Source organism: Streptococcus sp. 32226D021BW, from assembly GCF_053545015.1.
In genome coordinates this window covers 141,066-166,545 of record NZ_JBPPVC010000001.1, presented here as the reverse complement: position 1 = coordinate 166,545, position 25,480 = coordinate 141,066, and the positions used below count along the sequence as shown (strand labels likewise).

Sequence of the window (25,480 nt, the reverse complement as noted above, 5' to 3'; positions counted from 1 at the left end):
TTGCATGACAATTAAGGTAATTATCGCAGGATTCAAAGGAAAAATGGGCTCAACGGCTGTTGAGATGGTCAAAGGTGACGCAGCACTTAGTCTGGCTGCCTTGGTGGATCCCTTTGCGACAGAAACAGAAGTAGATGGTGTTCCTGTTTTCAAGACCAAAGAAGAAGTTGCCAGCCTAGAAGCTGATGTCTGGGTGGATTTTACAACGCCAAAATTTGCCTATGAAAACACCCGTTTTGCCTTAGAAAATGGTTTCGCACCTGTGGTTGGAACGACAGGATTTACCCCTGAAGAAATCGAGGAATTGACCGCCTTATCTGCTGAGAAGGGTTTGGGCGGCTTGATTGCTCCTAACTTTGCTATTGGCGCTATCTTACTTATGCAATTTGCAGTACAGGCAGCCAAGTATTTCCCAAATCTTGAAATCATTGAATTACACCACGATAAGAAGAAGGATGCACCGAGTGGTACGGCTGTCAAAACGGCCGAACTCATTTCACAAGTCCGTCAATCACAGGCTCAAGGTGCAGCGGATGAAGAAGAACTGATTGCTGGAGCACGTGGTGCAGAATTTGACGGATTCCGTATTCACTCGGTTCGTTTGCCAGGCCTTGTTGCCCATCAGGAAGTGATTTTTGGTGCGCAAGGTGAAGGCTTGACCATTCGTCATGACTCTTATGATCGTATTTCCTTTATGGGCGGTGTCAATCTCGGCATTAAAGAGGTAGTCAAACGCTCACAACTCGTTTATGGTTTGGAACACTTATTATGAAATTAAACAATCTGCCTTCTGAGTTTCAGGAGGCTTTGCCGATTTTAGAGAAAATTAAAGCAGCTGGCTTTGAGGCTTACTTTGTTGGTGGCTCCGTGCGTGATGCTATTTTGGGCAGACCTATTCATGATGTTGACATTGCCACATCTAGCTATCCGCAAGAAACCAAGCAGATTTTTCCTCGGACTATCGATGTGGGGATTGAGCATGGAACTGTCCTAGTCTTGGAAGGCAATAAGGAGTATGAAATCACCACCTTTCGGACAGAGGAGGAGTATGTTGACTTCCGTAGGCCGAGTCAGGTTTCTTTTGTGCGTTCCTTAGAAGAGGATCTCAAACGTCGCGACTTCACAGTCAACGCCTTTGCTCTGGATGAAGAAGCACAGATTGTTGACCTCTTTGATGGGATGACTGACTTAGAAAACCGCACCCTACGGGCTGTAGGCATCCCGGCTGAGCGTTTCAACGAAGATGCCCTCCGTATCATGCGAGGTTTTCGCTTTGCGGCGACCTTGGACTTTGAGATTGAATCAACGACCTTTGAAGCCATGGTTGAAACCGCATCGCTCTTAGAAAAAATCTCTGTGGAGCGCAGTTTTATCGAGTTTGATAAACTCTTGATGGCGGATTTTTGGCGAAAAGGCTTGCGAGCTATGATTGATTCGAAGGCTTACGATTTCTTGCCAGACCTAGCAGACAAGGGTGAAGAGCTTGAAAGTATGCTGACCAGTTTAGTAGAGGACTTCCGATTTTCAACTTCTGAACAGGCTTGGGCCCTGCTCTTTGTCTGTTTAGGTATCGATAACATCAAATCCTTCCTGAAAAAATGGAAAACCAGTAATGATTTCCAACGCAGCGCGGTCAAATTGGTAGAGATTTATCAGCTCCGCCAAGCAGGACCTGTTACCAAGCAAATCTGTTTCAAGTATGGCAAAGAATTCTTATACTTGGTAGAGGAACTTCGTCAGGCACAAGGTTTTGTTACAGATTTTGCAGCAATCGATAAGATTGACCAAGCCTTGACTATCCACGACAAGCATGAAATTGTTGTCAATGGAGGACATCTGATGAAGGCATTTGACCTCAAACCAGGTCCAGTATTGGGCAATTTGCTCAAAGAGGTGGAATTCCAGATTGTGGAAGGACAGCTTGAAAACGAAGAGCAAGCGATTAAGACATTTGTAAAAGGGAGATTAGACAATGAGTGATTTTATCGTTGAACACCTGACCAAGTCTGTTGGAGATAAGACGGTTTTTGCCGATCTTTCATTTATCATTCATCAAGGCGACCGTATCGGGATTATTGGGGTCAATGGTACAGGAAAGACGACTTTGTTGGATGTCCTGTCTGGTCGAATTGGCTTTGATGGTGATGTGTCCCCTTTCCAGACGAAGAATGCCTATAAAATTTCTTATTTGACCCAAGAGCCTGAATTTGATGAAAGCCAAACTGTCTTAGATACTGTTCTGTCTTCGGATTTACGGGAAACCCAGTTAATCCGTGAATATGAACGGCTCTTGTCAAACTATGATGAAAGCAGTCAAGCAAGACTGGAGAAAGTCATGGCAGAGATGGATTCTCTCAATGCTTGGGAGATTGAAAGCCAGGTCAAGACTGTTCTGTCAAAACTCGGTCTGACAGACCTCAACAAAACCGTTGCTGAGTTATCGGGTGGTCTACGTAGACGAGTGCAATTGGCCCAAGTCCTCCTTGGCAATGCTGACTTGCTCTTGCTGGATGAACCGACTAACCACCTGGACATTGATACCATTGAATGGTTGACGACTTTCTTGAAAAATACTAAAAAGTCTGTTCTCTTTATTACCCACGATCGCTATTTCTTGGACAATGTGGCGACACGGATTTTTGAATTGGATCGCGCCAGCTTAACCGAATATCAGGGAAATTACCAGGACTATGTTCGCTTGAAGGCAGAACAGGACGAGCGAGATGCCGCCCTTCGCCATAAGAAAGAGCAGCTCTACAAACAAGAGCTGGCTTGGATGCGCAGACAACCTCAAGCTCGTGCAACCAAGCAACAGGCCCGTATCAATCGTTTCCATGACCTCAAAGGCGATTTAGCCAACAAGATAGACGATAGCGAACTGGAAATCAATTTTGAAACCTCTCGTATCGGTAAAAAAGTCATTAACTTTGAAAATGTCAGCTTTTCCTATCCTGATAAGCCCATTTTAGCAGACTTTAACCTGCTCATTCAAAACAAGGACCGCATAGGAATTGTTGGTGATAACGGGAAAGGAAAATCTACCCTGCTTAATCTAATCGCAGGCGACTTACAAGCAGACAGCGGTAAGGTAGATATTGGTGAAACTATCCGTATCGGTTATTTTTCTCAGACCATCAAGGGCTTAGACGAAAGCAAGCGCGTCATCAATTTCTTGCAGGAAGTGGCAGAAGAAGCTAAGACGACATCTGGTATGGTTTCTATCGCAGAACTCTTGGAGCAATTCCTCTTCCCACGTAATACCCATGGTACCCTGATTGAGAAATTGTCAGGTGGGGAGAAGAAGCGACTTTATTTGCTGAAAATTCTCTTGCAACGACCCAATGTTCTCTTACTAGATGAGCCAACCAACGACTTGGACATAGCGACTTTGACAGTCTTGGAACATTTCTTACAGGGCTTTGCTGGTCCGGTCATTACCGTCAGTCACGACCGTTATTTCTTGGACAAGGTGGCTAACAAAATCTTGGCCTTTGAAGACGACGGCATTCAGACCTTCTTTGGCAACTACACTGACTATCTGGATGAGAAGGCCTTTCTGGCTTCCAGCTCTGCCATTTCCTTGGAAAAACCAAAGGAGAAATCCGAGAAGATAAAAGAAACCAAGAAGCGGATGTCTTACTTTGAGAAGCAGGAATGGGCGACCATCGAAGAGGATATTGCTGGCTTGGAGGAGCGGATTGCGGAAATCGAGGCGGAAATGCTGACCTATGGTAGTGATTTTACAAAATTGTCCGATTTGCAGAAGGAATTGGATGAGAAAAACGACCTGCTCTTGGAAAAATATGAGCGGTATGAGTATCTGAGCGAACTGGAGGGCTAGATGAAAGTTCTTGTCATGTCATATATGGTCATCTATCTCTTGGTGACCTTGGGAGCGGCTTTGTTTAGCTATCTAAAGACCAAAAAAATGAATACATTGCGCTTGATTTTAACTATCCTATCCATGATATTGCTGACAAGCACCTTGTATTTTTATAGTCAGGCCTATCACGATGTACAAATGGTGGGCTTTGCTCTAGGTTTTACCTTTATTTCTACTCTTTTTCTCTATAATGGAACGAAAGAAGGTAGTAATTTTACGACAGTTATGCTCTTTTCCATTGGAAGGTTTATCTTACATATTCAATTTTTAATTTTGCTCTATCTCTTTCGATAGAGCAATTTTTTATCCGTACAGATTTTTGAAAAGGCTTTACGCAAACCTTTGCATTGTGTTATAATAAAGAAAATACATTTGAGGTGATGATTATGTCTAAAAAAATTATTGGTATTGACTTGGGTGGTACATCTGTTAAATTGGCCATTTTGACTACTGAGGGAGAAATTCAAGAAAAATGGTCTATCAAGACCAATATTTTTGATGAGGGAAGTCACATTGTACCTGATATTATCGAGAGCATTCAACATCGTTTTGAAACCCATGGTTTGACAAAAGATGACTTTTTGGGTGTTGGTATGGGGTCTCCCGGTGTAGTGGATAGTGATGCTGGCACTGTTATCGGAGCCTATAACCTCAACTGGAAGACCTTGCAGTTGGTCAAAGAACAGTTTGAAACTGCACTTGGTTTGCCATTCTTTATCGACAATGATGCCAACGTAGCGGCTCTCGGTGAGCAGTGGGTTGGTGCTGGAAACAACAATCCAAACGTTGTATTTATGACCCTTGGAACTGGTGTTGGTGGTGGTGTCATTGCTGCTGGAAACTTGATTCGTGGTGTCAAAGGTGCTGGTGGTGAATTAGGTCATATCACAGTTGACTTTGATGAGCCATTTGCATGTACTTGTGGTAAGAAAGGTTGTCTAGAAACAGTTGCTTCAGCGACAGGTATTGTCAACCTCAGCCGTCGCTATGCTGATCAATACGCTGGCGATGCTAAACTGAAACAAATGATTGATGATGGGCAAGATGTAACGGCTAAAGATGTCTTTGATTTGGCAAAAGAAGGCGATGATTTGGCTTTGATTGTCTACCGTCACTTCTCTGAATACCTAGGTGTGGCTTGTGCCAACATTGCGGCAGTCCTCAATCCAGCCTACATCGTTCTGGGTGGTGGTGTATCAGCTGCAGGTGAGTTCCTGTTGGACGGTGTTCGCAAGGTCTTTGCGGAAAACAGCTTCCCACAAATCAAGGAAAGCACACAAATTGTCTTGGCAACTCGTGGCAATGATGCAGGTGTATTAGGCGCCGCATCACTGGTTTTGAAATAATGATTAGGAGCAGGGGTTCCCTGCTTTTTTTAATCCGCTGTCACACTTTCTTTATATACATATATTGAAAATTGATTGATAAAAGGATACAATAATAGTGAAAAGAGAAAGGAGTGTCGGTGTATGAAACAAGTAAGTATGCCTAAACTAATTGACTATCTAACTATAGTCGGGCTTTTGATTTTACTGTCTGCCTTTTTCCTTGATTACTGGATTCGTGACTGGTTTTTCCCGTCTAGTTGGGGCTCTGTAGCGACTATGCTGATTTTGCCAATATTCGGGGCACTCATTCTCATCTTGTCAATCTATTACAAAAAACTTTGGACAGGTATCATCAGTATTCTATTGATCATTTCTTTCCCCTTGTTCTTTGGCTTGGGCTATGTTCTCTTCGGTCCCTAGAAGGAGTTATTTATGAATATGACCCTATTAAGACGGCTAAATATTGTCCTCTATAGCATTGCTGCTTTTCTCATTGCTATGCTATTTTTACCAATAGGCCAGTGGTTTGGTATTTTAAATGTGAATTTTAAGCTGATATTTTATATCATTGCATTTTTAGGACTAGCTACTCTACCAACGGCTATTTATAGGAAAAATGTTCGTCAGATATTGTTGAGTGTCACCTTGCTTGCTTTCCATCTTATACTGTTCAGCCTAGTAACTTCCCTATCTGGTTTATTCCAACTTAATTTCTTTTCAATTTTTTTCGAATGAGAACTCCGGTGCAAAACTGGAGTTTTTTGCTAGAATTTGCTATACTAATACCATGACTAAAGCAGATAATATTTTTAAAGAGAACATTCGTAAGATTATGGAAGATGGCGTTTTTTCAGAAAATGCTCGCCCACGTTACAAGGATGGAAACGTTGCTAATTCCAAGTATATTACTGGTTCCTTTGCAGAGTATGACTTGGCCAAGGGGGAGTTTCCCATTACCACACTAAGACCAATTCCTATTAAATCCGCCATTAAGGAAATTCTCTGGATTTACCAAGACCAAACCAATGATTTGTCGGTTTTGCAGGAAAAATACGGTGTCCAGTATTGGAATGACTGGGAAGTGGATGGTACTGGTACAATCGGTGAACGCTATGGGGCTATCGTGAAAAAGCATGACATCATTTCAAAAATCCTCAAGCAATTGGAAGAAAATCCATGGAATCGCCGCAATGTGATTTCTTTGTGGGATTATGAAGCCTTTGACCAATCTGCAGGTCTCTTGCCATGTGCCTTTCAAACCATGTTTGATGTTCGCCGAGTGGAGGGAGACATTTATCTAGATGCGACCCTCACTCAGCGCTCAAATGATATGTTAGTGGCTCACCATATCAACGCCATGCAGTATGTTGCTCTTCAAATGATGATTGCCAAGCATTTTGGTTGGAAGGTTGGGAAGTTTTTCTATTTCATCAACAATCTTCACATCTATGACAATCAGTTCGAACAAGCTGAAGAATTGCTCCGTCGCACACCTTCAGAAATCAAGCCACGTTTGGTCTTGAACGTCCCAGACGGAACGAATTTCTTTGATATTAAGGCAGAAGATTTTGAGCTAGTGGACTACAATCCAGTTAAACCTCAGTTAAAATTCGATTTAGCGATTTAACTGGATTAGCAGTGAAGAACTTCGTTCTTTCTATTTCCAACCTTCAACAGTCTATACTCAGACTGTCGAAGCCAGTTAAACCGCAATTGAAGTTTGATTTGGCGATTTAACTGAATTAGCAGTAAGAACTTCGTTCTATTACCTCGCTTCTTTAATTATAAGTTCGGGCTGAAACAGTTTCCCGAACTGTTTCACTTTCCAACCTCCAGCACCGTCCTAAAGTGTTGGAGCAATTGAAGTCCGATTTTAATAAACAGTAGTAAGTAGAGTTTCGTCCATCAAGAATATATAAAATTGAGGAATTGGTTCTAGTTATAAAATTTGCGCTTGGCCTACTTGGTAAGTGCATTTTTCATGTTTTTTTGATAGAATGATAGGACGGAAAGTGAGAGAAAATGACTAAAAAGATTGTTGCCATTTGGGCTCAAGATGAAAATGGATTGATTGGAAAAGGTGATAGACTTCCTTGGTCATTGCCAGCTGACTTTGCTCATTTCAAAGAAACGACAACAGGTCACACGATGGTGATGGGACGTATAACCTTCGACGGCATGGGTAAACGTGCTCTTCCCAATCGTCACACCATCGTTTTGACTACAGATAAAACCTATCAACTAGAGAATGAACATGTTACCATTTTACACAGTGTGGAAGATGTCCTAGATTGGTATAACAAACAGGAGCATACTCTATTTGTGCTTGGTGGGGGACAAATTTTTACTGCTTTTGCACCTTACATTGAAGCTTTAATAGTGACAGATATTCACGGTCAATTTAATGGCGATGTGTATTTTCCGAAAGCATTTCCTATGGAGAAATTTCAGCTACAAAGCGCCAATTTACGTCCAAAAGACGAGAAAAACCCGTATGATTTTACAATAAAAACCTATGAAAGAAGAGATGGTTAGGCATGGAGAGAAGTTTATTCGGTTTATTTACAGCATTTCTATGTGGAATCTGTGTTCTTTGTGCAATTCAAGCCTTTAAAAAGAAAAGATTTGGTTTAGCGATTTTGTTTCTATTGAACGCTTTTACCAATTTAGTCAATAGCATCCATGCTGTATATGGATTTTTGTTTAGATAAGAGATATGAAAGAGGAGATAAATGGCTGTTAAGCATAACCATGAGTTAATTTATTGCTCATTTTGCGGGAAAAATCAAGAAGAAGTTAAAAAAATTATCGCTGGAAACAATGTGTTCATCTGTAATGAATGTGTGGAGCTGGCTCAGGAAATTATTCGCGAAGAATTGGCAGAAGAAGTATTGACTGACCTGGCTGACACTCCAAAGCCACAGGAATTACTCAATATTTTAAACAATTATGTTATCGGACAGGACCGTGCTAAACGCGCCTTGGCAGTAGCAGTCTACAACCACTACAAGCGGATAAATTTCCAAGATAACCGTGATGAAAGCGATGTTGATTTGCAAAAATCAAACATCCTTATGATTGGTCCAACTGGTTCTGGTAAGACCTTCTTGGCTCAAACCTTAGCCAAAAGTCTGAATGTACCATTTGCCATTGCGGATGCGACCGCTCTTACTGAGGCGGGTTATGTCGGTGAGGACGTAGAAAATATTCTCCTCAAGCTTTTGCAGGCGGCAGATTTTAACATTGACCGCGCAGAACGAGGGATTATCTATGTGGATGAAATTGATAAGATTGCCAAAAAAGGTGAAAATGTGTCCATTACCCGCGATGTTTCGGGCGAAGGTGTCCAACAGGCTCTCTTGAAAATCATCGAGGGAACTGTTGCCAGCGTGCCACCACAAGGCGGACGCAAGCATCCTAACCAAGAAATGATCCATGTGGATACCAAAAACATTTTATTCATCGTAGGTGGTGCTTTTGACGGGATTGAGGAAATTGTCAAGCAACGTCTAGGTGAGAAAATCATCGGTTTCGGTCAAAACAATCGTGCCATTGATGAAAAAGATTCTTACATGCAACATATCATTGCTGATGATATTCAAAAGTTTGGTATCATTCCAGAATTGATTGGTCGCTTGCCTGTATTTGCAGCTTTAGACCAGTTAACAACCGAGGACTTGGTGCGTATTTTGATAGAACCTAAGAATGCTCTGGTTAAACAATACCAAACCCTCTTGTCATACGATGATGTAGAGTTGGATTTTGATGAGGATGCCTTGTTGGCCATTGCTGAGAAGGCGATTGAGCGGAAAACAGGAGCGCGTGGACTTCGTTCTATTATCGAAGAAACCATGTTGGATGTCATGTTTGAAGTTCCAAGTCAAGAAGAGGTCAAACGTGTTCGTGTTACAAAAGCAGCAGTAGATGGCAAGGAAAAGCCATTGCTAGAAACTGCCTAAAAATGATCATTAGGGGTGATAAGCAGCTAGCTTTCTCCCCCTTATTTATGAGAGGTAAAGAATGGAAATCAATACACACAATGCTGAAATTCTGCTGAGTGCAGTTTCAAAGGCCCAATACCCTGATGACGATATCCCAGAAATCGCCCTGGCTGGCCGATCAAATGTCGGAAAATCTTCCTTCATCAATACCTTGCTCGGAAGAAAAAATCTGGCCCGCACTTCAGGAAAACCAGGTAAGACCCAACAGTTAAACTTTTACAATATCGATGACAAAATTCGTTTCGTCGATGTGCCAGGCTATGGCTATGCCAAGGTTTCCAAGACTGAGCGAGCAAAATGGGGCAAAATGATTGAAGAATACTTGACCAGTCGCGATAATTTACGCGTGGTCGTTAGTTTGGTTGATATGCGCCATGAGCCATCGGCTGACGATGTTCAAATGTATGAGTTTTTAAAATACTATGAAATTCCAGTCATCATCGTTGCGACCAAGGCAGATAAAATTCCACGTGGTAAATGGAACAAGCATGAATCCATTATCAAAAAGAAATTGGATTTCGATAAAAATGACCAGTTTGTCGTCTTTTCATCCGAAACCCGCCATGGTTATAACCAGGCTTGGGATGCTATCCTGAGTGAGATTTAGGAGGTTTTTATGGAACAAACATTTTTCATTATCAAACCTGACGCTATCAAACGTGGACTGGTTGGGCAAATTCTCAGCAGAGTGGAACGTCGTGGATTTGTCATTCGTGACCTAAATATGATGACAGCGACGGAGGACTTGGTCGCTCAACATTATGAGCATTTAACAGACAAACCTTTCTTTCCGCATTTGGTGACTTATATGACCAGCGGGCCGCTTATCGCAGGGATTTTAGAAGGACCGGAAGTCGTCAAATCTTGGCGAGATATGATGGGGGCTACCAATCCAGTCAATGCCTTACCCGGAACCATTCGTGGTGACTTCGCGACAGCGCCTATTGAGGGAATTGTGGCCAATGTTGTTCACGGATCTGACAGCATAGAAGCTGCTCACCGTGAAATCGCCTTATGGTTGGGGAAATAGCAGAGCAGACACCTAGTTTCTAGGTGTTTTTCTTATGGAAAATTATCACTAAATCTGATATAATGAGGAGTAATACTCTTGTAGAGGAAGAAACATGAATTTAGAAGAATTGAAAAAACGACAGGAGAAAATCCGTAATTTCTCCATTATTGCCCATATTGACCATGGAAAATCAACTCTGGCTGACCGCATTCTTGAAAAAACAGAAACAGTTTCTAGCCGGGAAATGCAGGCCCAGTTGCTCGACAGCATGGACTTGGAGCGTGAGCGTGGGATTACCATCAAATTGAACGCTGTTCAGCTCAATTACAAGGCTAAAGATGGGGAAACCTACATTTTCCACTTGATTGACACGCCAGGACACGTGGACTTTACCTATGAAGTATCTCGTTCTCTTGCAGCTTGTGAAGGAGCAATCTTAGTGGTGGACGCGGCTCAAGGTATTGAAGCACAGACCTTGGCTAACGTTTATCTGGCATTGGATAATGACTTGGAAATCTTGCCAATCATCAACAAGATTGACCTACCAGCAGCAGACCCAGAACGTGTCCGTCAGGAAATCGAAGATGTGATTGGTTTGGATGCCTCAGAAGCAGTGCCAACATCAGCTAAGGCGGGTATTGGTATCGAGGAAATCTTGGAGCAAATCGTGGAGAAAGTCCCTGCACCGACTGGTGATGTTGCAGCACCGTTGCAAGCCTTGATTTTTGATTCAGTTTACGATCCCTATCGTGGCGTTATCTTGCAAGTTCGTATCGTCAATGGTGTGGTAAAACCAGGCGATACCATCCAGATGATGAGCAATGGCAAGACTTTCGATGTGACGGAAGTGGGGATTTTCACACCAAAAGCAATGGGGCGTGATTATTTGGCGACTGGTGATGTTGGTTACATTGCAGCCTCTATCAAGACAGTTGCAGATACCCGTGTCGGTGATACGGTGACCTTGGCTGAAAATCCTGCCAGTGAACCGCTAGCTGGCTACAAGCAGATGAACCCGATGGTCTTTGCAGGTATCTATCCGATTGATTCCAACAAGTACAATGATCTTCGTGAAGCCTTGGAAAAACTCCAGCTTAACGATGCTAGCTTGCAGTTTGAACCAGAAACATCGCAGGCACTTGGATTTGGTTTCCGCTGTGGATTCTTGGGGCTCTTGCACATGGATGTTATCCAAGAACGAATTGAGCGTGAGTTTAACATTGACCTGATCATGACAGCTCCGTCGGTAGTTTACCATGTCAATATGACAGACGGAGAGTCTATTGATGTAGCCAATCCGTCAGAGTTCCCAGACCCCACTAAGATTGCCAATATTGAGGAGCCTTACGTTAAAGCACAAATCATGGTACCGCAGGAGTATGTCGGTGCAGTCATGGAATTGGCTCAACGCAAGCGTGGTGACTTTGTGACTATGGATTATATCGATGATAATCGTGTCAATGTCATCTACCAAATTCCTTTGGCTGAAATTGTCTTTGATTTCTTTGACAAACTCAAGTCTTCTACCCGTGGCTACGCAAGCTTTGACTATGAGATTTCGGAATACCGTTCATCCAAGTTGGTGAAAATGGATATTCTCCTCAATGGTGACAAGGTCGATGCTCTCAGCTTTATCGTCCACAAGGAATTTGCCTATGAACGTGGGAAGCTTATCGTGGATAAACTCAAGAAAATCATTCCTCGTCAGCAGTTTGAAGTGCCAATTCAAGCAGCAATCGGCCAGAAAATCGTGGCTCGTAGTGACATCAAGGCCCTCCGTAAGAACGTTTTGGCTAAATGTTATGGCGGTGACGTTTCCCGTAAACGCAAACTCTTGGAAAAACAAAAAGCTGGTAAGAAACGTATGAAAGCTATCGGCTCCGTCGAAGTCCCTCAGGAAGCCTTCCTCAGCGTACTTAGCATGGATGAAGATGACAAGAAATAAGATTTGATACAAAGAAACACTCCTGCATTCTTGCAAGAGTGTTTTCTCTTATTTACGCTTCATTTCGCCTTGTGGGTAGTAGGTTCCTTCTGGCATATCGTTGATAAAGACATGAATGGCTTCTTTTGGAGCATTGGTATTGCGTGATACCACCTCAGTCACTTCACGGGCAAGAGCGATTTTTTGTTCCTCTGTGCGTCCTTCAAACAAATCAATACGTACAAATGGCATATGGTTTCTCCTTTATTTTGCTAGTTTCAGTATAGCATAAATTTTACCTGCTTTCTATAAGTAAACATTTGACACCGCTTGCAATTCGTGCTATTCTACACGTACATAGGAGGTGTTGGCTTATGAACTATGTTTATCGTATGTTGTTTTCATTCCTGCTTGTCGGTCTGTTTTTATATCTAGCGGCAACTGTTTTTGCCCAATGTATATGGCAAGGACCATTATTGATCACCTTCTCCTTCCTAGGCTTAATCTATGGATGTGTCATGCTATACAAGTGGAAACCAAAAGCTGCTAAAATTATTTTTGAGTGTGTCGGAAATTTCTTATCATTACCTTGGTCCTAATATCAAACAAGCTCAAATCGGGCTTGTTTTTCTGTTTCCTAAATGGTCAAATTATGATAAAATGGAAGGAGTGAAATTTTAAGATTGGAAAGTGAAAAGTGGCTCAATTATACTATAAATATGGGACGATGAATTCTGGCAAAACCATTGAAATTCTTAAAGTTGCCCATAACTATGAAGAGCAGGGTAAGCCTGTCGTCATTATGACTTCTGCCTTGGATACCCGCGATGCCTTTGGTGTTGTTTCAAGTCGTATTGGTATGCGACGTGAAGCAGTAGCAATTGATGATGAGATGGACATCTTTGGTTACATTCAGAAAATGGAACCTCGTCCTTATTGTGTTTTGATTGATGAAGCCCAATTCCTTCGTCGCCACCATGTCTATGACTTGGCACGAGTGGTAGATGAATTGGATGTTCCAGTTATGGCTTTCGGTCTTAAAAATGATTTCCGAAATGAACTCTTTGAAGGTTCCCAACACTTGTTGCTGTTGGCCGATAAGTTGGATGAAATTAAAACAATCTGCCAATATTGTTCCAAGAAAGCCACTATGGTTTTGCGAACGCAAGATGGTAAGCCAACCTATGAAGGCGCTCAAATTCAAATCGGTGGAAATGAAACCTACATCCCAGTTTGCCGCAAACATTACTTTTCACCGGAAATTGAGATGTAGCGCAAGTAAACCATCTATCGAAAGAATGAACACGTGCTAGAAACTGTGCCTGTTTCATGACCTATATATTACAGAAATGAATTGAACACGCCCTACAAGCTGTGTCAAAAAGATAATTTCTCCAAGTGTTTGTAACTCTTGGTCGAAATTCCTATTTTGACTGTGCTTGCTTAACGGGCTTTGTATCTTAATAGAACTGCACACGCCCTACAAGCTAACTTGAAGTGTGTTCTTTCCAAATTTTTAGAAAGGAACTGAATTCGGGCTACGAACTGTGCAAAAAAGATAGTTTTTCCTAGGACGCTTTCGTCCTTCGTCAAAACTCCTATTTTTGCTTTGTTCGTTTAACGCCCTTAATATCTTAAAATTATGAACATCTACGATCAATTACAGGCGGTGGAAGATCGCTACGAGGAACTTGGTGAATTGTTGTCTGACCCTGATGTAGTCAGCGATACCAAGCGTTTTATGGAGTTGTCCAAAGAAGAAGCGGCAACTCGTGATACAGTAACAGCCTACCGTGAATATAAGAATGTACTTCAAAACATTGTCGATGCAGAAGAAATGATTAAAGAATCTTCTGGCGATGCTGACTTGGAGGAAATGGCTAAGGAAGAACTTAAACAAGCAAAAGCTGACAAAGAAGCATATGAAGAAAAGTTGAAAATCCTTCTCTTGCCAAAAGACCCTAATGATGACAAAAACATCATCTTGGAAATCCGTGGTGCTGCAGGTGGTGACGAGGCTGCCCTCTTTGCTGGTGATCTTTTGACCATGTACCAAAAATATGCAGAAGGTCAAGGCTGGCGTTTTGAAGTCATGGAGGCTTCTTATAACGGTGTTGGTGGTATCAAAGAAGTGGTTGCCATGGTATCTGGTCAATCCATTTATTCAAAACTCAAGTATGAATCAGGAGCTCACCGTGTCCAACGTGTCCCTGTGACAGAAAGCCAAGGTCGTGTCCACACCTCAACAGCGACTGTCCTCATCATGCCAGAAGTCGAAGAAGTGGAATATGACATCGATCCAAAAGACCTCCGTGTTGATATCTACCACGCATCTGGTGCTGGTGGACAGAACGTCAACAAGGTTGCGACTGCCGTACGTATCGTTCACTTGCCAACAAATATCAAGGTGGAAATGCAGGAAGAACGGACCCAGCAGAAAAACCGTGAAAAAGCTATGAAGATTATCCGTGCCCGTGTAGCTGACCACTTTGCACAAATTGCCCAAGATGAGCAGGATGCAGAGCGTAAATCTACCATCGGTACTGGTGACCGTTCAGAGCGTATCCGTACTTACAACTTCCCACAAAACCGTGTGACAGACCACCGTATCGGCTTGACCTTGCAGAAGCTCGATACCATCTTGTCGGGTAAGATGGACGAAGTTGTTGATGCCCTTGTTCTCTACGATCAAACGCAAAAACTGGAAGAGCTTAACAAATAATGAATTACGCTCAATTATTTGCAGCATACGAAGAAGAATTAGTAGCAATAGGTGAAGAGGCAGAGTCCCTGTCCTTCACCTTTCGAGGCTTAAAAGGACTGAATTTTACGGAATTTCTCCTCTTGCTCCGACAGGAAGTTAGTACAGCTGACCAAGAGCTACTGAACCATATTTTTCAGCAACTCTCCCAGCACCGACCTGCCCAGTACATTGTCGGCAAGGCTGATTTTCACGACTTAGAGTTTGCGGTGGACGAGCGGGTTTTAATTCCAAGACCAGAAACGGAAGAATTGGTCGATTTGATTTTGCAGGAAAATAGCAGAGCAGGTTTGCGTATCTTAGATATCGGTACAGGAAGCGGTGCCATTGCGATCTCTCTTGCAAAAGCTAGACCTGATTGGGAAGTGGTAGCAGTAGATATCTCAGAAGATGCCTTGGCAGTGGCTCAGGAAAATGCAAGAAGCAATCAGGTTTCTGTTCAATTCATACAGTCGGATGTCTTGCAAGCTGTGACAGGTCAATTTGATATCATTGTTTCCAATCCACCTTATATCTCACCAGACGACAAGGACGAAGTTGGAGCCAATGTTTTAGCATCGGAACCACATTTAGCCCTGTTCGCAGAAGAAAATGGGCTGGCCATCTATCGACAAATTGCGGAACAGGCAGGGACATTTTTGAAGGAAAATGGAAAACTCTACTTTGAAATTGGCTACAAGCAAGGACAGGCCTTAACAGACTTACTGGCCCTGCATTTTCCCGAAAAGCGTGTTCGCGTTATAAAAGACCAATTCGGTCAGGATAGAAAGGTTGTGGCAGATGACAATGGATAAACTCCGAACAATCCTCGAAAGTGGTGGGGCTGTTGTTTTGCCGACTGAAACTGTCTATGGCCTCTTTGCCCAAGCCTTGAATGAAGATGCAGTCAATCGTGTCTATCAGTTGAAACAACGTCCTAGGGACAAGGCCATGAACTTAAATGTTTCAAATCTGAACGATATCTATTTTTTCAGTCAAAATCCACCCTATTATCTGGAAAAACTGTATAATAGGTTTATGCCGGGACCGCTAACAATCATCCTTGAGGCGAACAAGAACGTTCCTTTTTGGGTTAATTCTGGACTGGATACCGTTGGATTTCGTCTGCCAAATCACGAAAAAACCCTTCAGTTGATTAGGGAAACTGGTCCCTTAATCGGACCTTCTGCCAACGTTTCGGGGCGAGAAAGTGGAAAAGAGTTTACCAAAGTCCTATCACAATTCTCTGAAAAATTGGAAGGGATAGCCGATGACGAGGCCTTGACTGGAATTGATTCAACCATCTTAGATCTTTCAGGACCAAAAGCTAGAATTCTCCGACAAGGCAGTATCAGCCGAGAAGAAATCCAAGCCGCTGTCCCTGAAATAGAATTTGAGGATTAAGACATGATTCGAAGTATTGAGTTTGCAGATTTGTCAGCGATTAGAAAAATATAGTCTTTTAGTTTACTTTTAGTACTAGGCAACGAGACGCAGGCATAACTGGAGTTAGGCAAGGCGAGTTAACGAAGTAATAAAAGAAAAACTAAATGACGATAAATGCACAAGTCTTGGGCTACGATGTCCTTCTTGAGCAAACAGAAATACAATTTGCACGTTGTTCAGAGACTAATGGACATACTATCTTGGTTTTTGAGGACCATGAAACCGGTCAAGTATCAGGCTACATTCATGCCCAAATCTATGAAAGTCTGTATTCAAATCGTGGTCTTAATATTCTAGGATTAGCTGTTCTTTCAGAATGCCAAGGCAAGGGAATTGGTTCAAAGTTGTTGCAAGCAGTTGAAAAGCTAGCTATAGACAAAGGATTATCTTTCATTCGCCTCAATTCAGCTGAACACCGTAAACAAGCCCATCGTTTTTATGAGCATTTGAGATATGAATCTGACAAATTACAATATCGCTTTATCAAGCACTTATAAAGGAGTACCGCATATGATTTTTGACAAAGTTGACTACAAAGATTTCGACAAAGAAGTTTGGGAAGCTATTCAAGCTGAAGAAAAACGCCAACAAAATAATATCGAGTTGATCGCGTCTGAAAACGTTGTTTCTAAAGCAGTTATGGCTGCTCAAGGTTCTATTTTGACCAACAAATACGCTGAAGGATATCCAGGCTGTCGTTACTATGGTGGTACAGAATGCGTCGACGTCATCGAAAGTCTTGCCATTGAACGTGCAAAAGAAATCTTTGGTGCTGAGTATGCCAACGTTCAGCCACACTCAGGTAGCCAAGCCAACTGTGCCGCTTACATGGCCTTGATTGAACCAGGCGATACAGTTATGGGGATGGACTTGTCAGCAGGTGGTCACTTGACTCACGGTGCTGCAGTTAGCTTCTCTGGACAAACCTATAACTTCGTTGCTTACAATGTAGATGAAGAGACTGGTTTGCTGGATTACGATGCGATTTTAGAGCAAGCCAAAGAAGTGCAGCCAAAATTGATTGTCGCAGGTGCTTCAGCTTATGCCCGTACCATTGATTTCGCAAAATTCCGTGAAATTGCAGATGCAGTTGGTGCTAAATTGATGGTGGACATGGCCCATATTGCTGGTCTTGTAGCTGCTGGTCTCCATCCAAACCCAGTTCCCCACGCTCATATCACAACTACAACAACCCACAAAACCCTTCGTGGACCTCGTGGTGGTTTGATTTTGACCAATGATGAAGCTCTCATCAAGAAAATCAACTCAGCCATCTTCCCTGGTATTCAAGGTGGTCCACTTGAGCATGTTATTGCTGCAAAAGCTGTGTCCTTCAAAGAAGTTTTAGACCCTGCCTTTAAAGATTACGCTCAAAAAATTATTGACAACAGCAAGGCGATGGCAGAAGTTTTCCTTGCTAATCCTAATTTCAAGGTCATCACAGGTGGCACAGACAACCATCTCTTCTTGATAGATGTGACAAAAGTTGTTGAGAACGGTAAGGTTGCACAACATCTATTGGATGAAGTCAATATCACCCTAAATAAAAACTCAATTCCTTACGAAAAACTCTCACCATTCAAAACAAGCGGTATCCGTATTGGCTCCGCAGCCATTACAGCTCGCGGTTTTGGAGTGGAAGAAGCGCGTAAGGTTGCTGAATTGACAATCAAAGCCCTTGAAAATGCAGAAAATGAAGCCGTTCTAGAAGAAGTTCGTCAAGAAGTACGTGCTTTGACAGACCGCTTCCCACTTTACGAAGGTTTATAATGGATATATTTGTAAAAAAAGCTATTATACATCAATTTAGTCCTGACGACACTAAGCTGGTCCTTGCTGACCAGCTTTTGACTGTCAGTCCGAAAATAGAAGAATACTTGCGCAAGAAAATCGAACGTGTTTTTTCTGATGAAGCAAAAACTGGACAATTTGAAGCAGACAATCCTTTTCTTGAATACTTACAAGAAGATTTACTGACCAATTCTGTCAAAATTGCTGGTCTCTGGAAAGAAGAATTTTCCATTTCTGAAAATCTCAAGACCAATGATTTAATCTTTATCGAGTTTGAACGAAATGGTGTGGAGCATTTCGCCTTTCTAAGGATCGCCTTGCGTGAAAACCTTGCTCACGTTGGTTCAGAAAGTGATAGCCCGCTAAAAATCACTCAAAATAATTTACCAGGGGCAGGGTCGGCTCCAGATGAGGCTTTGATTGTCAATCTTCAAACGCGAAAGTATCATTTGATTGAGAAAAGAATTAAACACAATGGAGCCTTTCTCCATTACTTTTCAGACAATCTCCTGCAGGTCACGCCAGCCATTTCTGCAAAGAAATCGATCAAGGCAGTAGAACAGACAGCTCAAAAAATTGCTGATAATTTCCATCAAGGTGATTTCCAATTTCAATCAAAGGTCAAGTCAGCTATTTTCAACCATTTGGAAGAAGACAATGAACTTTCTCCTGAAAAATTGGCTGACCAACTATTCGATAATAATCTGACTGCCCGTTTGAACTTTGTTGACCAGCTCAAAGAAGTTATTCCAGATAAGATTTCCTTCGACGAGATTGACAGCAGTCGTCAGCTAAAGAAGTTTGAAAACCAAAAATTATCCCTTTCAAATGGTATTGAACTGATCGTTCCTAATGCAGTTTATGAAGATGCTGAATCCGTAGAGTTTATCCAAAATGATAATGGAACCTATTCCATTCTTATCAAAAATATTGAAGATATAAAGAGTAAGTAAATGAAGAAACTAATAAGAGCGATTAGCCTTATCGCCCTTGCTTTTCTCCTTGTAAAGACCTTCCAGATCTATCAAGATGTCAAACAAGTGATGACCTATCAGACTATGGTTCAAGAAGTTCTAGCTGAGAATGATACGGCTGCCAATGAAGAACTGGTTTTGGCGATGATTTACACAGAAACTAAGGGACGAGAAGCGGATGTTATGCAGTCTAGTGAATCTGCAACGGGCTATACCAATACGATTACTGATAGTAAAGAGAGTATCCGTCAGGGCGTAATCTATTTATCAGAGAATTTACGTTTAGCAGAGGAAAAGGGAGTTGAAGTCTGGACCGCTGTTCAAGCCTACAATTTTGGACCTGCCTATATTGATTTTGTGGCGGAAAATGGTGGTGAACATACCCTTGCTTTAGCTCAAGAGTATTCCAAGACAGTGGTAGCTCCCAGCCTTGGCAATACAAGCGGTGAGACTTACACCTATTATCACCCGATAGCCCTCTTGCATGGTGGTAAACTTTATGTAAATGGTGGAAATATTTACTATGCTAGACAGGTTCGTTTTAATATGCACCTAATGCGGTTGATGAATATTTTTTAACAATCGAGAAAATTTCTTGGTTGTTTTTCTTTTCCTGGTAAAAATGATATAATAATTGTATAGACAGAATGAGGAATGTTAGAATGAGAAATTGTATGATTACTGGTGCGACCAGTGGCATTGGCAAAGCAATCGCCTACGCTTTCGCTAAGAATGGTGACAATGTCATCATTACTGGACGCAGAAACGATAAATTAAATGAAATAAAATGTGATATTGAGAAAAATTATGATGTACAGGTTTACGTTTATTCATTTGATGTTACACAAAATGACCAAGTTATTGCTTCTTGCCAACAGATATTACAAGAAGTGGGGCAAGTTCATATCTTGGTGAACAATGCAGGTTTAGCCTTGGGCTTGGATAAATTTCAAGACTATGACCTGGCAGACATGATGACCATGATAGATACCAATGTAAAGGGCTTGTTAACTGTTACACGCCAGATTTTACCTCAAATGGTTGAACATAATGAGGGACATCTTATCAATATCGGCTCTACTGCTGGAATTTATGCCTATGCGGGCGCTGCGGTTTATGCGGCTACAAAATCAGCGGTTAAGGTGCTGTCAGATGGTATTCGGATTGATACAATCGATAAAAATATCAAGGTCACAACCCTGCAACCTGGTATTGTTGAAACTGATTTTAGCCAGGTTCGTTTCCATGGCGATACAGACAGAGCGGCTGGAGTTTACAAGGGCATTGAGGCCTTACAGGCTGAGGATATTGCGTCTTGTGCCCTTTTTGTGGCAAACCAGCCGGGACATGTGCAGATTTCAGATATGACCATTATGGCGACTAAGCAGGCCACTGGCTTTACCATCCATAGAGAATAGGAGGACCGTATGAAAAAGAACTATTCTATCCTTTTAGCAAGTATTCTGACATTGACAACCCTTGTAGCTTGCAGTCCTAGTACTAATCAAGCAGGTTCTGAGCCGTCAAGTAGTTCAACTACAAACACCTCTAGTTCTTCGAGCAGTAGCGATACCAGTTCGTCAAGTGTGGCGGAAGCTGCCACCATTCTTTCCATGGACATCGATTCTCTCATGCAGGGAAATTATGACAGCCTTATTGGGACCTGGCAAAACAGTCGTGGTGAAACCCTAGTATTTAATATGAAAGGCTTGGTGGCTGAAAGTCAGAATTTACTAGGTCGTGGAAAAATTACAGACGGAATTTTTGAAACAGGCTACATTGATAAGAGTATTGGCGAAGTTAGTTTGATGATGGTGCCTAAAGACACCTTGCTTAGTCAATCACTTTATGCTGCTGGAACTGACCCAACGGATACAACACGGGATCGCATTTTGACAAAGGTTGGAGCAGCAGAACTGGATATAGATGCTTTTTACCGTGTCAGCAACACTGCTAGCGAGGGTATAGATCCCCTCAAGAATACAGAAACTGGTATTCAGCTAGAAAGTGGTCCCAAGACCATAGAATACGCTAATTCTATCCTTGGTGAGAATAATTGGCGTGTCATCGAGGGAAATTACACACGGACTGAAGCTATTCCATATAATGTTTTAGAAGGAAATGACAATACCCACTATTCTGTTTATCAAAATGGTGTGATTGTTAATGCCAATTATCAGATTGTCTATCAACCATAGGGGATAGTGACATCAACTCTAAAAATAAGGCTGGGATCATTAGGCTTAGCCTTATTTTATGCGCAGTTTTGCGGCCTGTTTCTGTTTTTCAATGATACTGATGAAGGCTGCGAATTCGGTGTCTAGGCGTTTTTGGTAGCTTTTGTTTTGTATGGTGAGATTGTCTAAGAATATAGGAAAGGACCCTTTCTTATAGAGTTCCCCTTGGAAAAAGTAGCGTTCGGACAGTTTATCAACTGAAACAAGGGAAGAACGCCATCTACTTTTTCGAGAGTGGGATGGTTTCCAAGAAATTTTTAATTGTTTTTCGTAGAAATACCAGCCCATAATATAAATTTTGGTTTCTTTATTTCGTTGTTTATCCTGATAGTGACATGGTACAGCATAAACATTCCCCCTATTTGTTTGAAGAAAGGGGTGAAAATCTCGTATCTTCTCGTATTCTTTACGCGGGACAATGTTTAAGGTAGCTGAAGCCTCTAATTTTTTCTCATCAATGGTATAGGAATAGCGGTAGGGGTCATAAATAGTAGAACGTTCACGCTGTCGATACTGCTCTGCCATTTGCTTAAAAATAGATAGGTCTCCGTAGTGTTCAACTAGGTTAGCAAGGGCAATCCCTCTCTGATTGCTATTTTTCTTTACGGTAAGGATTTGGCAAGTAGGCCAGGCGCTAACAGGAACAGCCCCCAAACCAACCAAAAGATTGTCTTTGTGAAAGTGACTGGCAAAACGTGCCTCATGAGTGTGACCAGCTTCACTATTCACATCAACAAATACTGCTTGCTTATCCTGCTCAAAAACAAGAATATAATTCCCAGAAACTTCTGTACTTTTTCGAATTGGCAGGGTGTAAAAGTGGTGAAACGAGGGTAATTCTAGCAATTTTCCAAGCGTTAGTGTTTTCATAAGACAAGTATAGCAAAAAATAGTTTTCAATTCCAGAGAAAAGTTTAATTCGTTAAACAAAGATATAAAATCTATCCCTACTAGAAGGATAGTAGGGGATGGACTTGTATATTATTTCTAATTGCTGGTCAGCTTGTTAGGATCAAAACCTTCAAATATTTGCAGATCAAACATAGATTTGTTCTTTTCATATTCTTCTGGACTTTTGACCGTGTAGCAGACAATGGGAATACCAAAGACTGACTTCAGCAGTTGCAAGCTAAGATTGTTTTGATAGAGATGGTCATAAGCCACAAAGTCTGGTCGAGCCAGTACATTGGAAAGCAAATAGCGAACTGCGATATAAATAATACCCTTTCTATCTCCTAGATTGCCAGAAAGTTGGCCACGGATATAGGTTGGACGGTGCTTTCTGAAATAGGCCACCACCAAGGGATTAAAGGACTCCACCATAAACAATCCCTCATAAACATCCAGCTCTGCTATGGTCCGACGGCATAAATCCGCCACTTCCATGCCTTCCGACTTGAGCTCCACAATCAAGGGCACACGTCCCGCCACTTCTGAGAGGACTTGCGACAGTAGGGGAATCCTCTCTTGACTGTTGAACAAACTATAAGCTAGCAACTCCTCATAGGTCAATTCCTCAATGTTTTGGTCAATCCCAGAGGTTCGCTTGAGGGTTTCGTCATGAAAGACGACCAGTTGACCGTCTTTGGACAAACGAATATCAAACTCAATCCCGTAGCCCTTCTCAACCGCTAACTGAATAGCCAGCAGGCTGTTTTCAGGTGCTAGTCCCGCATTATCATGAAAACCACGGTGGGCATAATCCCAGTTTAGAAAAGGATGAAAATCAACAACCTTCCTCCGCGGAGCCAACAAATAGAAAAACAAGCCAAGCAGAAATACAAGAATGCCCAGTAACCAATACATCATAATCCATTACAGCCTTTCTTTTTCAAGCTTGCTGTCCCCATGCAGCACCAAGCTCATTGTTCCGAGGGAAAGAAGAGAGAAGATAAGGGCATAGGGAAAGAGTATCTTAAAACCAAGTGACTGCATAAGAAAGCCTGACAAAATCGGTGTTACAATCTGAGCAGCCATAGAAGCAGTATAATACATACCAGTGTATTTGCCAACATCCGAGTGATGACTCATCTCCACCAGCATGGGTAATGAATTAACATTGATAAAAGCCCAGCCCATACCCATAATAGCAAAGGACAGATAGACAAGGGGCGAAAAGCTGGTAAAGACAATCCCCAGTCCGTAGGTTATCGAAACCAAGCAGATGCCGATGAGAATGGCCTTTTTTCGTCCCAAAACTGTTCCCACAAAACCTGACGGAATGTAGCTGATAATAGCGACAATGGTAGCGACCATTAGTGAAGTGGCTACCTCACCAGCAGACATATCCCAGACCGCGATAGCATAACGGGAAAAAGCTGTTGTGATGCCATTGTAGGCCATAAACCAGAGGAAGATAGATGCTAGCAAGCAGAGAAGGGACCGCTTGACTTCCCTTGGAAGTTCATGACTGACCTGCTCTGCTATTGCCTCCGAAACCTCCTCCACCCTCATGGTCTCTTCCTTGATTTTCCAGTGTAAAATTGCAAAGCTGACCAGCAAGATGCCTGCAACAGCCAAGAAAACATCAGTATAGTCAGGTTGGTCAGACTTGCCGACCAGAAACCGAATGGCCAAGAGGGCAAAAATGGCTCCGACCGCCCCCATGAGATTGATAACAGCATTGGCCTTGCTCCGCAATTCTTTAGGTGTCAGGTCAGGCATGAGGGCCACGGCAGGTGCACGGGAAATGGACATGGCCAGCAAAACAATTCCCAAGCCCAGGTTAAAGAGCCAGAAGGAGTGCTGGTTGGTCGCATAGGGGAGCAGTAGCAGACCGATGATGGATAAGACTGTCCCAACAAAGACAAAGGGAAGCCGACGGCCGTACTTGCAATCCAGCCGATCTGAAATGGCTCCAAAGAAGGGAAGGAGAAAGAGGGAGAGGATATTGTCCAAGGACATGACCAGACCCGTCCAGGTCTTATCTAGAGCGAACTGATTCTCCAAAATCAAGGGGATGATGACATCATATAGCTGCCAAAAAGCAGAAATACCCAAAAAAGCCATACCGATGTAAATGGTGCGTTTGTAGTCAAGCTTCATGTCATTTTCCTTTCTAAAAAGCCCAACCGACTAAGGACTGGAAGGCTGGGCTAGAGGTTACAAGTTAGGGGTAATAGATTGTGGTAACAGAAGAAGTGTCTGCATGTGCCTGAGCTCGAAATGCTGCCAAGGTCTGGTCTGAAAAGTAGGTGTCGTTCAAACTCTCCACAAAGACAGACATGGAAATGATGGCTTGTGGCAATTCCAAACTCTCCTGCTCGTAGGCAAATGAAATATCCGACCAATCTTCTACAGCAAATGTTTTGAGGAGTTCTTCATGGACTTTTTTGGCATCTTCTGTTTGTGCAGGAGAGCTAGCCAAAACCTGATCTAGCTGTTCACGAAACTTTTCTTTATCCGCAATCAAATCTTGTAAGGTTAGTAGACTCTCATCGTTTTTTCATAAAAGACTTCCAGTTCTTCCTCTGGGCTAGATGTGACTTGCAACCAATCTGCCTTGATAGTGGTTTTCATAAGAGCGTAGGCAGATGCATTTGTAAAAGAACTGTTACGAGTTTGAGGATAGAGAACAATCCATTCTTTATGGGTCAAACCATCTGGACTGGCTGTTTTCGCTACCTCTTCAGAAGCAGCTGTAATCCGCTGGCTGATAGCAGTGGTCTGGTCTTTCTGAAAAAATCCAATAATCCTCGGATGTTGCGGACCACCAATAGCATCAATCTTGGTTCCAGTATCAGCATTGATTTGCAAATTCAAGGGTTTTAACTGCTCATTTAGTAAGCGAGTTTGCTCCTGACCAAACCAGTGAAGACCAAGACCAGCAACTCCAATCATGAAAAAGAAACCAATAACTAGAAATTTCCATTTTTTCTGCATAAGAACTTCTCCTATCTATGTCTATATAGTATCATATAGAAATAATGGAAGCAAGTAAAAGTAGGGAAAATTTAGTCGCAAAAAGCCCGCAGAAAGTGAGTTTCTACGGGTGCTTCAAGGCATCGGCTAAAACAGTCTTGATGGACTGGCTGATAGAGTCTATCCCCAGGCTTGCGACGCTTTCTTGTTTTCAAGCGTCGGGTAAAACAGTCTAACCCTAGACAACGATGCTCTTGCATTTTTAGGCATCGGCTAAATTAGT

At 42.3% G+C, this 25,480-nt stretch carries 30 protein-coding genes; 24 read left to right on the top strand and 6 right to left on the bottom strand.

Annotated elements, in window-relative coordinates; genetic code table 11:
- The first annotated feature begins 4 nt into the window (after nt 1-4).
- The 13 genes from dapB (at nt 5) to lepA (ending at nt 12,169) form a co-directional block, all read left to right on the top strand.
- Nucleotides 5-772 carry a 4-hydroxy-tetrahydrodipicolinate reductase gene (gene dapB / locus ACEE44_RS00900; protein ID WP_449170921.1) on the top strand — a complete coding sequence of 256 codons (768 nt, stop codon included), beginning with the start codon at nt 5-7 and terminating at the stop codon, nt 770-772.
- Nucleotides 769-1,980, top strand: coding sequence for a CCA tRNA nucleotidyltransferase (locus ACEE44_RS00895; protein WP_449170920.1), 1,212 nt, complete (start codon nt 769-771; stop codon nt 1,978-1,980). Before dapB ends, ACEE44_RS00895 begins: the two co-directional genes overlap by 4 nt.
- A complete protein-coding gene (locus tag ACEE44_RS00890) occupies nt 1,973-3,841 on the top strand; it encodes an ABC-F family ATP-binding cassette domain-containing protein (RefSeq protein ID WP_449170919.1) in 1,869 nt (622 codons plus the stop codon). Before ACEE44_RS00895 ends, ACEE44_RS00890 begins: the two co-directional genes overlap by 8 nt.
- Nucleotides 3,842-4,177, top strand: a complete 336-nt coding sequence (locus tag ACEE44_RS00885; RefSeq protein WP_449170918.1) for a hypothetical protein — start codon at nt 3,842-3,844, stop codon at nt 4,175-4,177. It begins immediately after the preceding gene.
- Nucleotides 4,178-4,269: 92 nt separating this feature from the next.
- Nucleotides 4,270-5,229, top strand: a complete 960-nt coding sequence (locus tag ACEE44_RS00880) for an ROK family glucokinase (protein ID WP_449170917.1) — start codon at nt 4,270-4,272, stop codon at nt 5,227-5,229.
- 123 nt (nt 5,230-5,352) lie between these two features.
- Complete coding sequence (locus ACEE44_RS00875) at nt 5,353-5,631, top strand: hypothetical protein (protein ID WP_248054121.1); 279 nt, start codon at nt 5,353-5,355, stop codon at nt 5,629-5,631.
- 12 nt (nt 5,632-5,643) lie between these two features.
- The gene (locus ACEE44_RS00870; RefSeq protein ID WP_449170916.1) at nt 5,644-5,946 is read left to right on the top strand and encodes a hypothetical protein; all 303 of its coding nucleotides are present in this window, start codon (nt 5,644-5,646) and stop codon (nt 5,944-5,946) included.
- 52 nt (nt 5,947-5,998) lie between these two features.
- Nucleotides 5,999-6,838: a thymidylate synthase gene (locus ACEE44_RS00865; RefSeq protein WP_449170915.1), complete on the top strand. Its 840-nt coding sequence runs from the start codon at nt 5,999-6,001 to the stop codon at nt 6,836-6,838.
- Nucleotides 6,839-7,233: 395 nt separating this feature from the next.
- Nucleotides 7,234-7,746 (top strand): dihydrofolate reductase, encoded by a 513-nt coding sequence (locus tag ACEE44_RS00860; RefSeq protein WP_024378658.1) that lies wholly within the window; start codon nt 7,234-7,236, stop codon nt 7,744-7,746.
- Nucleotides 7,747-7,943: 197 nt separating this feature from the next.
- Nucleotides 7,944-9,170, top strand: a complete 1,227-nt coding sequence (gene clpX / locus ACEE44_RS00855; protein WP_449170914.1) for an ATP-dependent Clp protease ATP-binding subunit ClpX — start codon at nt 7,944-7,946, stop codon at nt 9,168-9,170.
- A 61-nt stretch (nt 9,171-9,231) separates the two neighbouring features.
- On the top strand, nt 9,232-9,819 hold the full coding sequence (gene yihA, locus ACEE44_RS00850; protein WP_332412445.1) for a ribosome biogenesis GTP-binding protein YihA/YsxC: 588 nt from the start codon (nt 9,232-9,234) through the stop codon (nt 9,817-9,819).
- A gap of 9 nt (nt 9,820-9,828) precedes the next feature.
- On the top strand, nt 9,829-10,242 hold the full coding sequence (gene ndk, locus ACEE44_RS00845) for a nucleoside-diphosphate kinase (RefSeq protein WP_449170913.1): 414 nt from the start codon (nt 9,829-9,831) through the stop codon (nt 10,240-10,242).
- Between the two features lie 94 nt (nt 10,243-10,336).
- The gene (lepA, locus tag ACEE44_RS00840; protein ID WP_449170912.1) at nt 10,337-12,169 is read left to right on the top strand and encodes a translation elongation factor 4; all 1,833 of its coding nucleotides are present in this window, start codon (nt 10,337-10,339) and stop codon (nt 12,167-12,169) included.
- A gap of 48 nt (nt 12,170-12,217) precedes the next feature.
- Here lepA and ACEE44_RS00835 read toward each other — a convergent pair whose 3' ends face one another.
- Nucleotides 12,218-12,400, bottom strand: coding sequence for a 4-oxalocrotonate tautomerase (locus tag ACEE44_RS00835; RefSeq protein WP_002934978.1), 183 nt, complete (start codon nt 12,398-12,400; stop codon nt 12,218-12,220).
- 122 nt (nt 12,401-12,522) lie between these two features.
- On the opposite strand from ACEE44_RS00835, the gene ACEE44_RS00830 reads away from it, so the two are divergent.
- The 11 genes from ACEE44_RS00830 (at nt 12,523) to ACEE44_RS00780 (ending at nt 21,297) form a co-directional block, all read left to right on the top strand.
- The gene (locus ACEE44_RS00830; RefSeq protein ID WP_449170911.1) at nt 12,523-12,747 is read left to right on the top strand and encodes a hypothetical protein; all 225 of its coding nucleotides are present in this window, start codon (nt 12,523-12,525) and stop codon (nt 12,745-12,747) included.
- Between the two features lie 98 nt (nt 12,748-12,845).
- Nucleotides 12,846-13,421 carry a thymidine kinase gene (locus tag ACEE44_RS00825; protein WP_105124582.1) on the top strand — a complete coding sequence of 192 codons (576 nt, stop codon included), beginning with the start codon at nt 12,846-12,848 and terminating at the stop codon, nt 13,419-13,421.
- A gap of 369 nt (nt 13,422-13,790) precedes the next feature.
- Nucleotides 13,791-14,870, top strand: coding sequence for a peptide chain release factor 1 (gene prfA, locus ACEE44_RS00820; RefSeq protein WP_449170910.1), 1,080 nt, complete (start codon nt 13,791-13,793; stop codon nt 14,868-14,870).
- Nucleotides 14,870-15,703 (top strand): peptide chain release factor N(5)-glutamine methyltransferase, encoded by an 834-nt coding sequence (gene prmC / locus ACEE44_RS00815; protein ID WP_449170909.1) that lies wholly within the window; start codon nt 14,870-14,872, stop codon nt 15,701-15,703. The genes prfA and prmC overlap by 1 nt, the downstream gene beginning before the upstream one ends.
- Entirely contained in the window at nt 15,690-16,292 is a 603-nt protein-coding gene (locus ACEE44_RS00810) for an L-threonylcarbamoyladenylate synthase (RefSeq protein ID WP_449170908.1), read from the top strand. Before prmC ends, ACEE44_RS00810 begins: the two co-directional genes overlap by 14 nt.
- Nucleotides 16,293-16,438: 146 nt before the next feature.
- Nucleotides 16,439-16,831, top strand: a complete 393-nt coding sequence (locus tag ACEE44_RS00805; protein WP_449170907.1) for a GNAT family N-acetyltransferase — start codon at nt 16,439-16,441, stop codon at nt 16,829-16,831.
- 13 nt (nt 16,832-16,844) lie between these two features.
- Nucleotides 16,845-18,104 (top strand): serine hydroxymethyltransferase, encoded by a 1,260-nt coding sequence (gene glyA / locus ACEE44_RS00800; protein WP_449170906.1) that lies wholly within the window; start codon nt 16,845-16,847, stop codon nt 18,102-18,104.
- Complete coding sequence (locus ACEE44_RS00795) at nt 18,104-19,078, top strand: nucleoid-associated protein (protein ID WP_449170905.1); 975 nt, start codon at nt 18,104-18,106, stop codon at nt 19,076-19,078. The genes glyA and ACEE44_RS00795 overlap by 1 nt, the downstream gene beginning before the upstream one ends.
- Complete coding sequence (locus tag ACEE44_RS00790; RefSeq protein WP_449170904.1) at nt 19,079-19,678, top strand: lysozyme family protein; 600 nt, start codon at nt 19,079-19,081, stop codon at nt 19,676-19,678.
- Nucleotides 19,679-19,761: 83 nt separating this feature from the next.
- Nucleotides 19,762-20,517, top strand: coding sequence for an SDR family NAD(P)-dependent oxidoreductase (locus ACEE44_RS00785; RefSeq protein ID WP_449170903.1), 756 nt, complete (start codon nt 19,762-19,764; stop codon nt 20,515-20,517).
- Between the two features lie 9 nt (nt 20,518-20,526).
- Nucleotides 20,527-21,297 carry a DUF6287 domain-containing protein gene (locus tag ACEE44_RS00780; RefSeq protein WP_449170902.1) on the top strand — a complete coding sequence of 257 codons (771 nt, stop codon included), beginning with the start codon at nt 20,527-20,529 and terminating at the stop codon, nt 21,295-21,297.
- Nucleotides 21,298-21,348: 51 nt separating this feature from the next.
- Here ACEE44_RS00780 and ACEE44_RS00775 read toward each other — a convergent pair whose 3' ends face one another.
- The 5 genes from ACEE44_RS00775 to ACEE44_RS00755 all read right to left on the bottom strand — a co-directional run bounded on the left by ACEE44_RS00775 (nt 21,349) and on the right by ACEE44_RS00755 (nt 25,218).
- Complete coding sequence (locus ACEE44_RS00775; RefSeq protein ID WP_449170999.1) at nt 21,349-22,206, bottom strand: hypothetical protein; 858 nt, start codon at nt 22,204-22,206, stop codon at nt 21,349-21,351.
- Between the two features lie 117 nt (nt 22,207-22,323).
- Complete coding sequence (locus ACEE44_RS00770) at nt 22,324-23,145, bottom strand: glycerophosphodiester phosphodiesterase family protein (protein ID WP_449170901.1); 822 nt, start codon at nt 23,143-23,145, stop codon at nt 22,324-22,326.
- A 6-nt stretch (nt 23,146-23,151) separates the two neighbouring features.
- A complete protein-coding gene (locus ACEE44_RS00765; RefSeq protein WP_449170900.1) occupies nt 23,152-24,381 on the bottom strand; it encodes an MFS transporter in 1,230 nt (409 codons plus the stop codon).
- Nucleotides 24,382-24,445: 64 nt separating this feature from the next.
- Nucleotides 24,446-24,748 (bottom strand): hypothetical protein, encoded by a 303-nt coding sequence (locus ACEE44_RS00760; RefSeq protein ID WP_449170899.1) that lies wholly within the window; start codon nt 24,746-24,748, stop codon nt 24,446-24,448.
- 11 nt (nt 24,749-24,759) lie between these two features.
- Nucleotides 24,760-25,218: a hypothetical protein gene (locus ACEE44_RS00755; RefSeq protein ID WP_449170898.1), complete on the bottom strand. Its 459-nt coding sequence runs from the start codon at nt 25,216-25,218 to the stop codon at nt 24,760-24,762.
- Nucleotides 25,219-25,480 lie beyond the last annotated feature (262 nt).

Coding starts and splice junctions, on each gene's coding strand:
- prmC (WP_449170909.1), top strand. CDS start 14,870: ATGAATTACGCTCAATTATTTGCAGCATACGAAGAAGAATTAGTAGCA.
- ACEE44_RS00875 (WP_248054121.1), top strand. CDS start 5,353: ATGAAACAAGTAAGTATGCCTAAACTAATTGACTATCTAACTATAGTC.
- yihA (WP_332412445.1), top strand. CDS start 9,232: ATGGAAATCAATACACACAATGCTGAAATTCTGCTGAGTGCAGTTTCA.
- ACEE44_RS00765 (WP_449170900.1), bottom strand. CDS start 24,381: ATGAAGCTTGACTACAAACGCACCATTTACATCGGTATGGCTTTTTTG.
- ACEE44_RS00870 (WP_449170916.1), top strand. CDS start 5,644: ATGAATATGACCCTATTAAGACGGCTAAATATTGTCCTCTATAGCATT.
- ACEE44_RS00775 (WP_449170999.1), bottom strand. CDS start 22,206: ATGAAAACACTAACGCTTGGAAAATTGCTAGAATTACCCTCGTTTCAC.
- lepA (WP_449170912.1), top strand. CDS start 10,337: ATGAATTTAGAAGAATTGAAAAAACGACAGGAGAAAATCCGTAATTTC.
- ACEE44_RS00830 (WP_449170911.1), top strand. CDS start 12,523: ATGAACTATGTTTATCGTATGTTGTTTTCATTCCTGCTTGTCGGTCTG.
- dapB (WP_449170921.1), top strand. CDS start 5: ATGACAATTAAGGTAATTATCGCAGGATTCAAAGGAAAAATGGGCTCA.
- ACEE44_RS00795 (WP_449170905.1), top strand. CDS start 18,104: ATGGATATATTTGTAAAAAAAGCTATTATACATCAATTTAGTCCTGAC.
- ACEE44_RS00895 (WP_449170920.1), top strand. CDS start 769: ATGAAATTAAACAATCTGCCTTCTGAGTTTCAGGAGGCTTTGCCGATT.
- ACEE44_RS00755 (WP_449170898.1), bottom strand. CDS start 25,218: ATGCAGAAAAAATGGAAATTTCTAGTTATTGGTTTCTTTTTCATGATT.
- prfA (WP_449170910.1), top strand. CDS start 13,791: ATGAACATCTACGATCAATTACAGGCGGTGGAAGATCGCTACGAGGAA.
- clpX (WP_449170914.1), top strand. CDS start 7,944: ATGGCTGTTAAGCATAACCATGAGTTAATTTATTGCTCATTTTGCGGG.
- ACEE44_RS00785 (WP_449170903.1), top strand. CDS start 19,762: ATGAGAAATTGTATGATTACTGGTGCGACCAGTGGCATTGGCAAAGCA.
- ACEE44_RS00810 (WP_449170908.1), top strand. CDS start 15,690: ATGACAATGGATAAACTCCGAACAATCCTCGAAAGTGGTGGGGCTGTT.
- glyA (WP_449170906.1), top strand. CDS start 16,845: ATGATTTTTGACAAAGTTGACTACAAAGATTTCGACAAAGAAGTTTGG.
- ACEE44_RS00890 (WP_449170919.1), top strand. CDS start 1,973: ATGAGTGATTTTATCGTTGAACACCTGACCAAGTCTGTTGGAGATAAG.
- ndk (WP_449170913.1), top strand. CDS start 9,829: ATGGAACAAACATTTTTCATTATCAAACCTGACGCTATCAAACGTGGA.
- ACEE44_RS00805 (WP_449170907.1), top strand. CDS start 16,439: ATGACGATAAATGCACAAGTCTTGGGCTACGATGTCCTTCTTGAGCAA.
- ACEE44_RS00865 (WP_449170915.1), top strand. CDS start 5,999: ATGACTAAAGCAGATAATATTTTTAAAGAGAACATTCGTAAGATTATG.
- ACEE44_RS00770 (WP_449170901.1), bottom strand. CDS start 23,145: ATGATGTATTGGTTACTGGGCATTCTTGTATTTCTGCTTGGCTTGTTT.
- ACEE44_RS00885 (WP_449170918.1), top strand. CDS start 3,842: ATGAAAGTTCTTGTCATGTCATATATGGTCATCTATCTCTTGGTGACC.
- ACEE44_RS00880 (WP_449170917.1), top strand. CDS start 4,270: ATGTCTAAAAAAATTATTGGTATTGACTTGGGTGGTACATCTGTTAAA.
- ACEE44_RS00780 (WP_449170902.1), top strand. CDS start 20,527: ATGAAAAAGAACTATTCTATCCTTTTAGCAAGTATTCTGACATTGACA.
- ACEE44_RS00790 (WP_449170904.1), top strand. CDS start 19,079: ATGAAGAAACTAATAAGAGCGATTAGCCTTATCGCCCTTGCTTTTCTC.
- ACEE44_RS00860 (WP_024378658.1), top strand. CDS start 7,234: ATGACTAAAAAGATTGTTGCCATTTGGGCTCAAGATGAAAATGGATTG.
- ACEE44_RS00835 (WP_002934978.1), bottom strand. CDS start 12,400: ATGCCATTTGTACGTATTGATTTGTTTGAAGGACGCACAGAGGAACAA.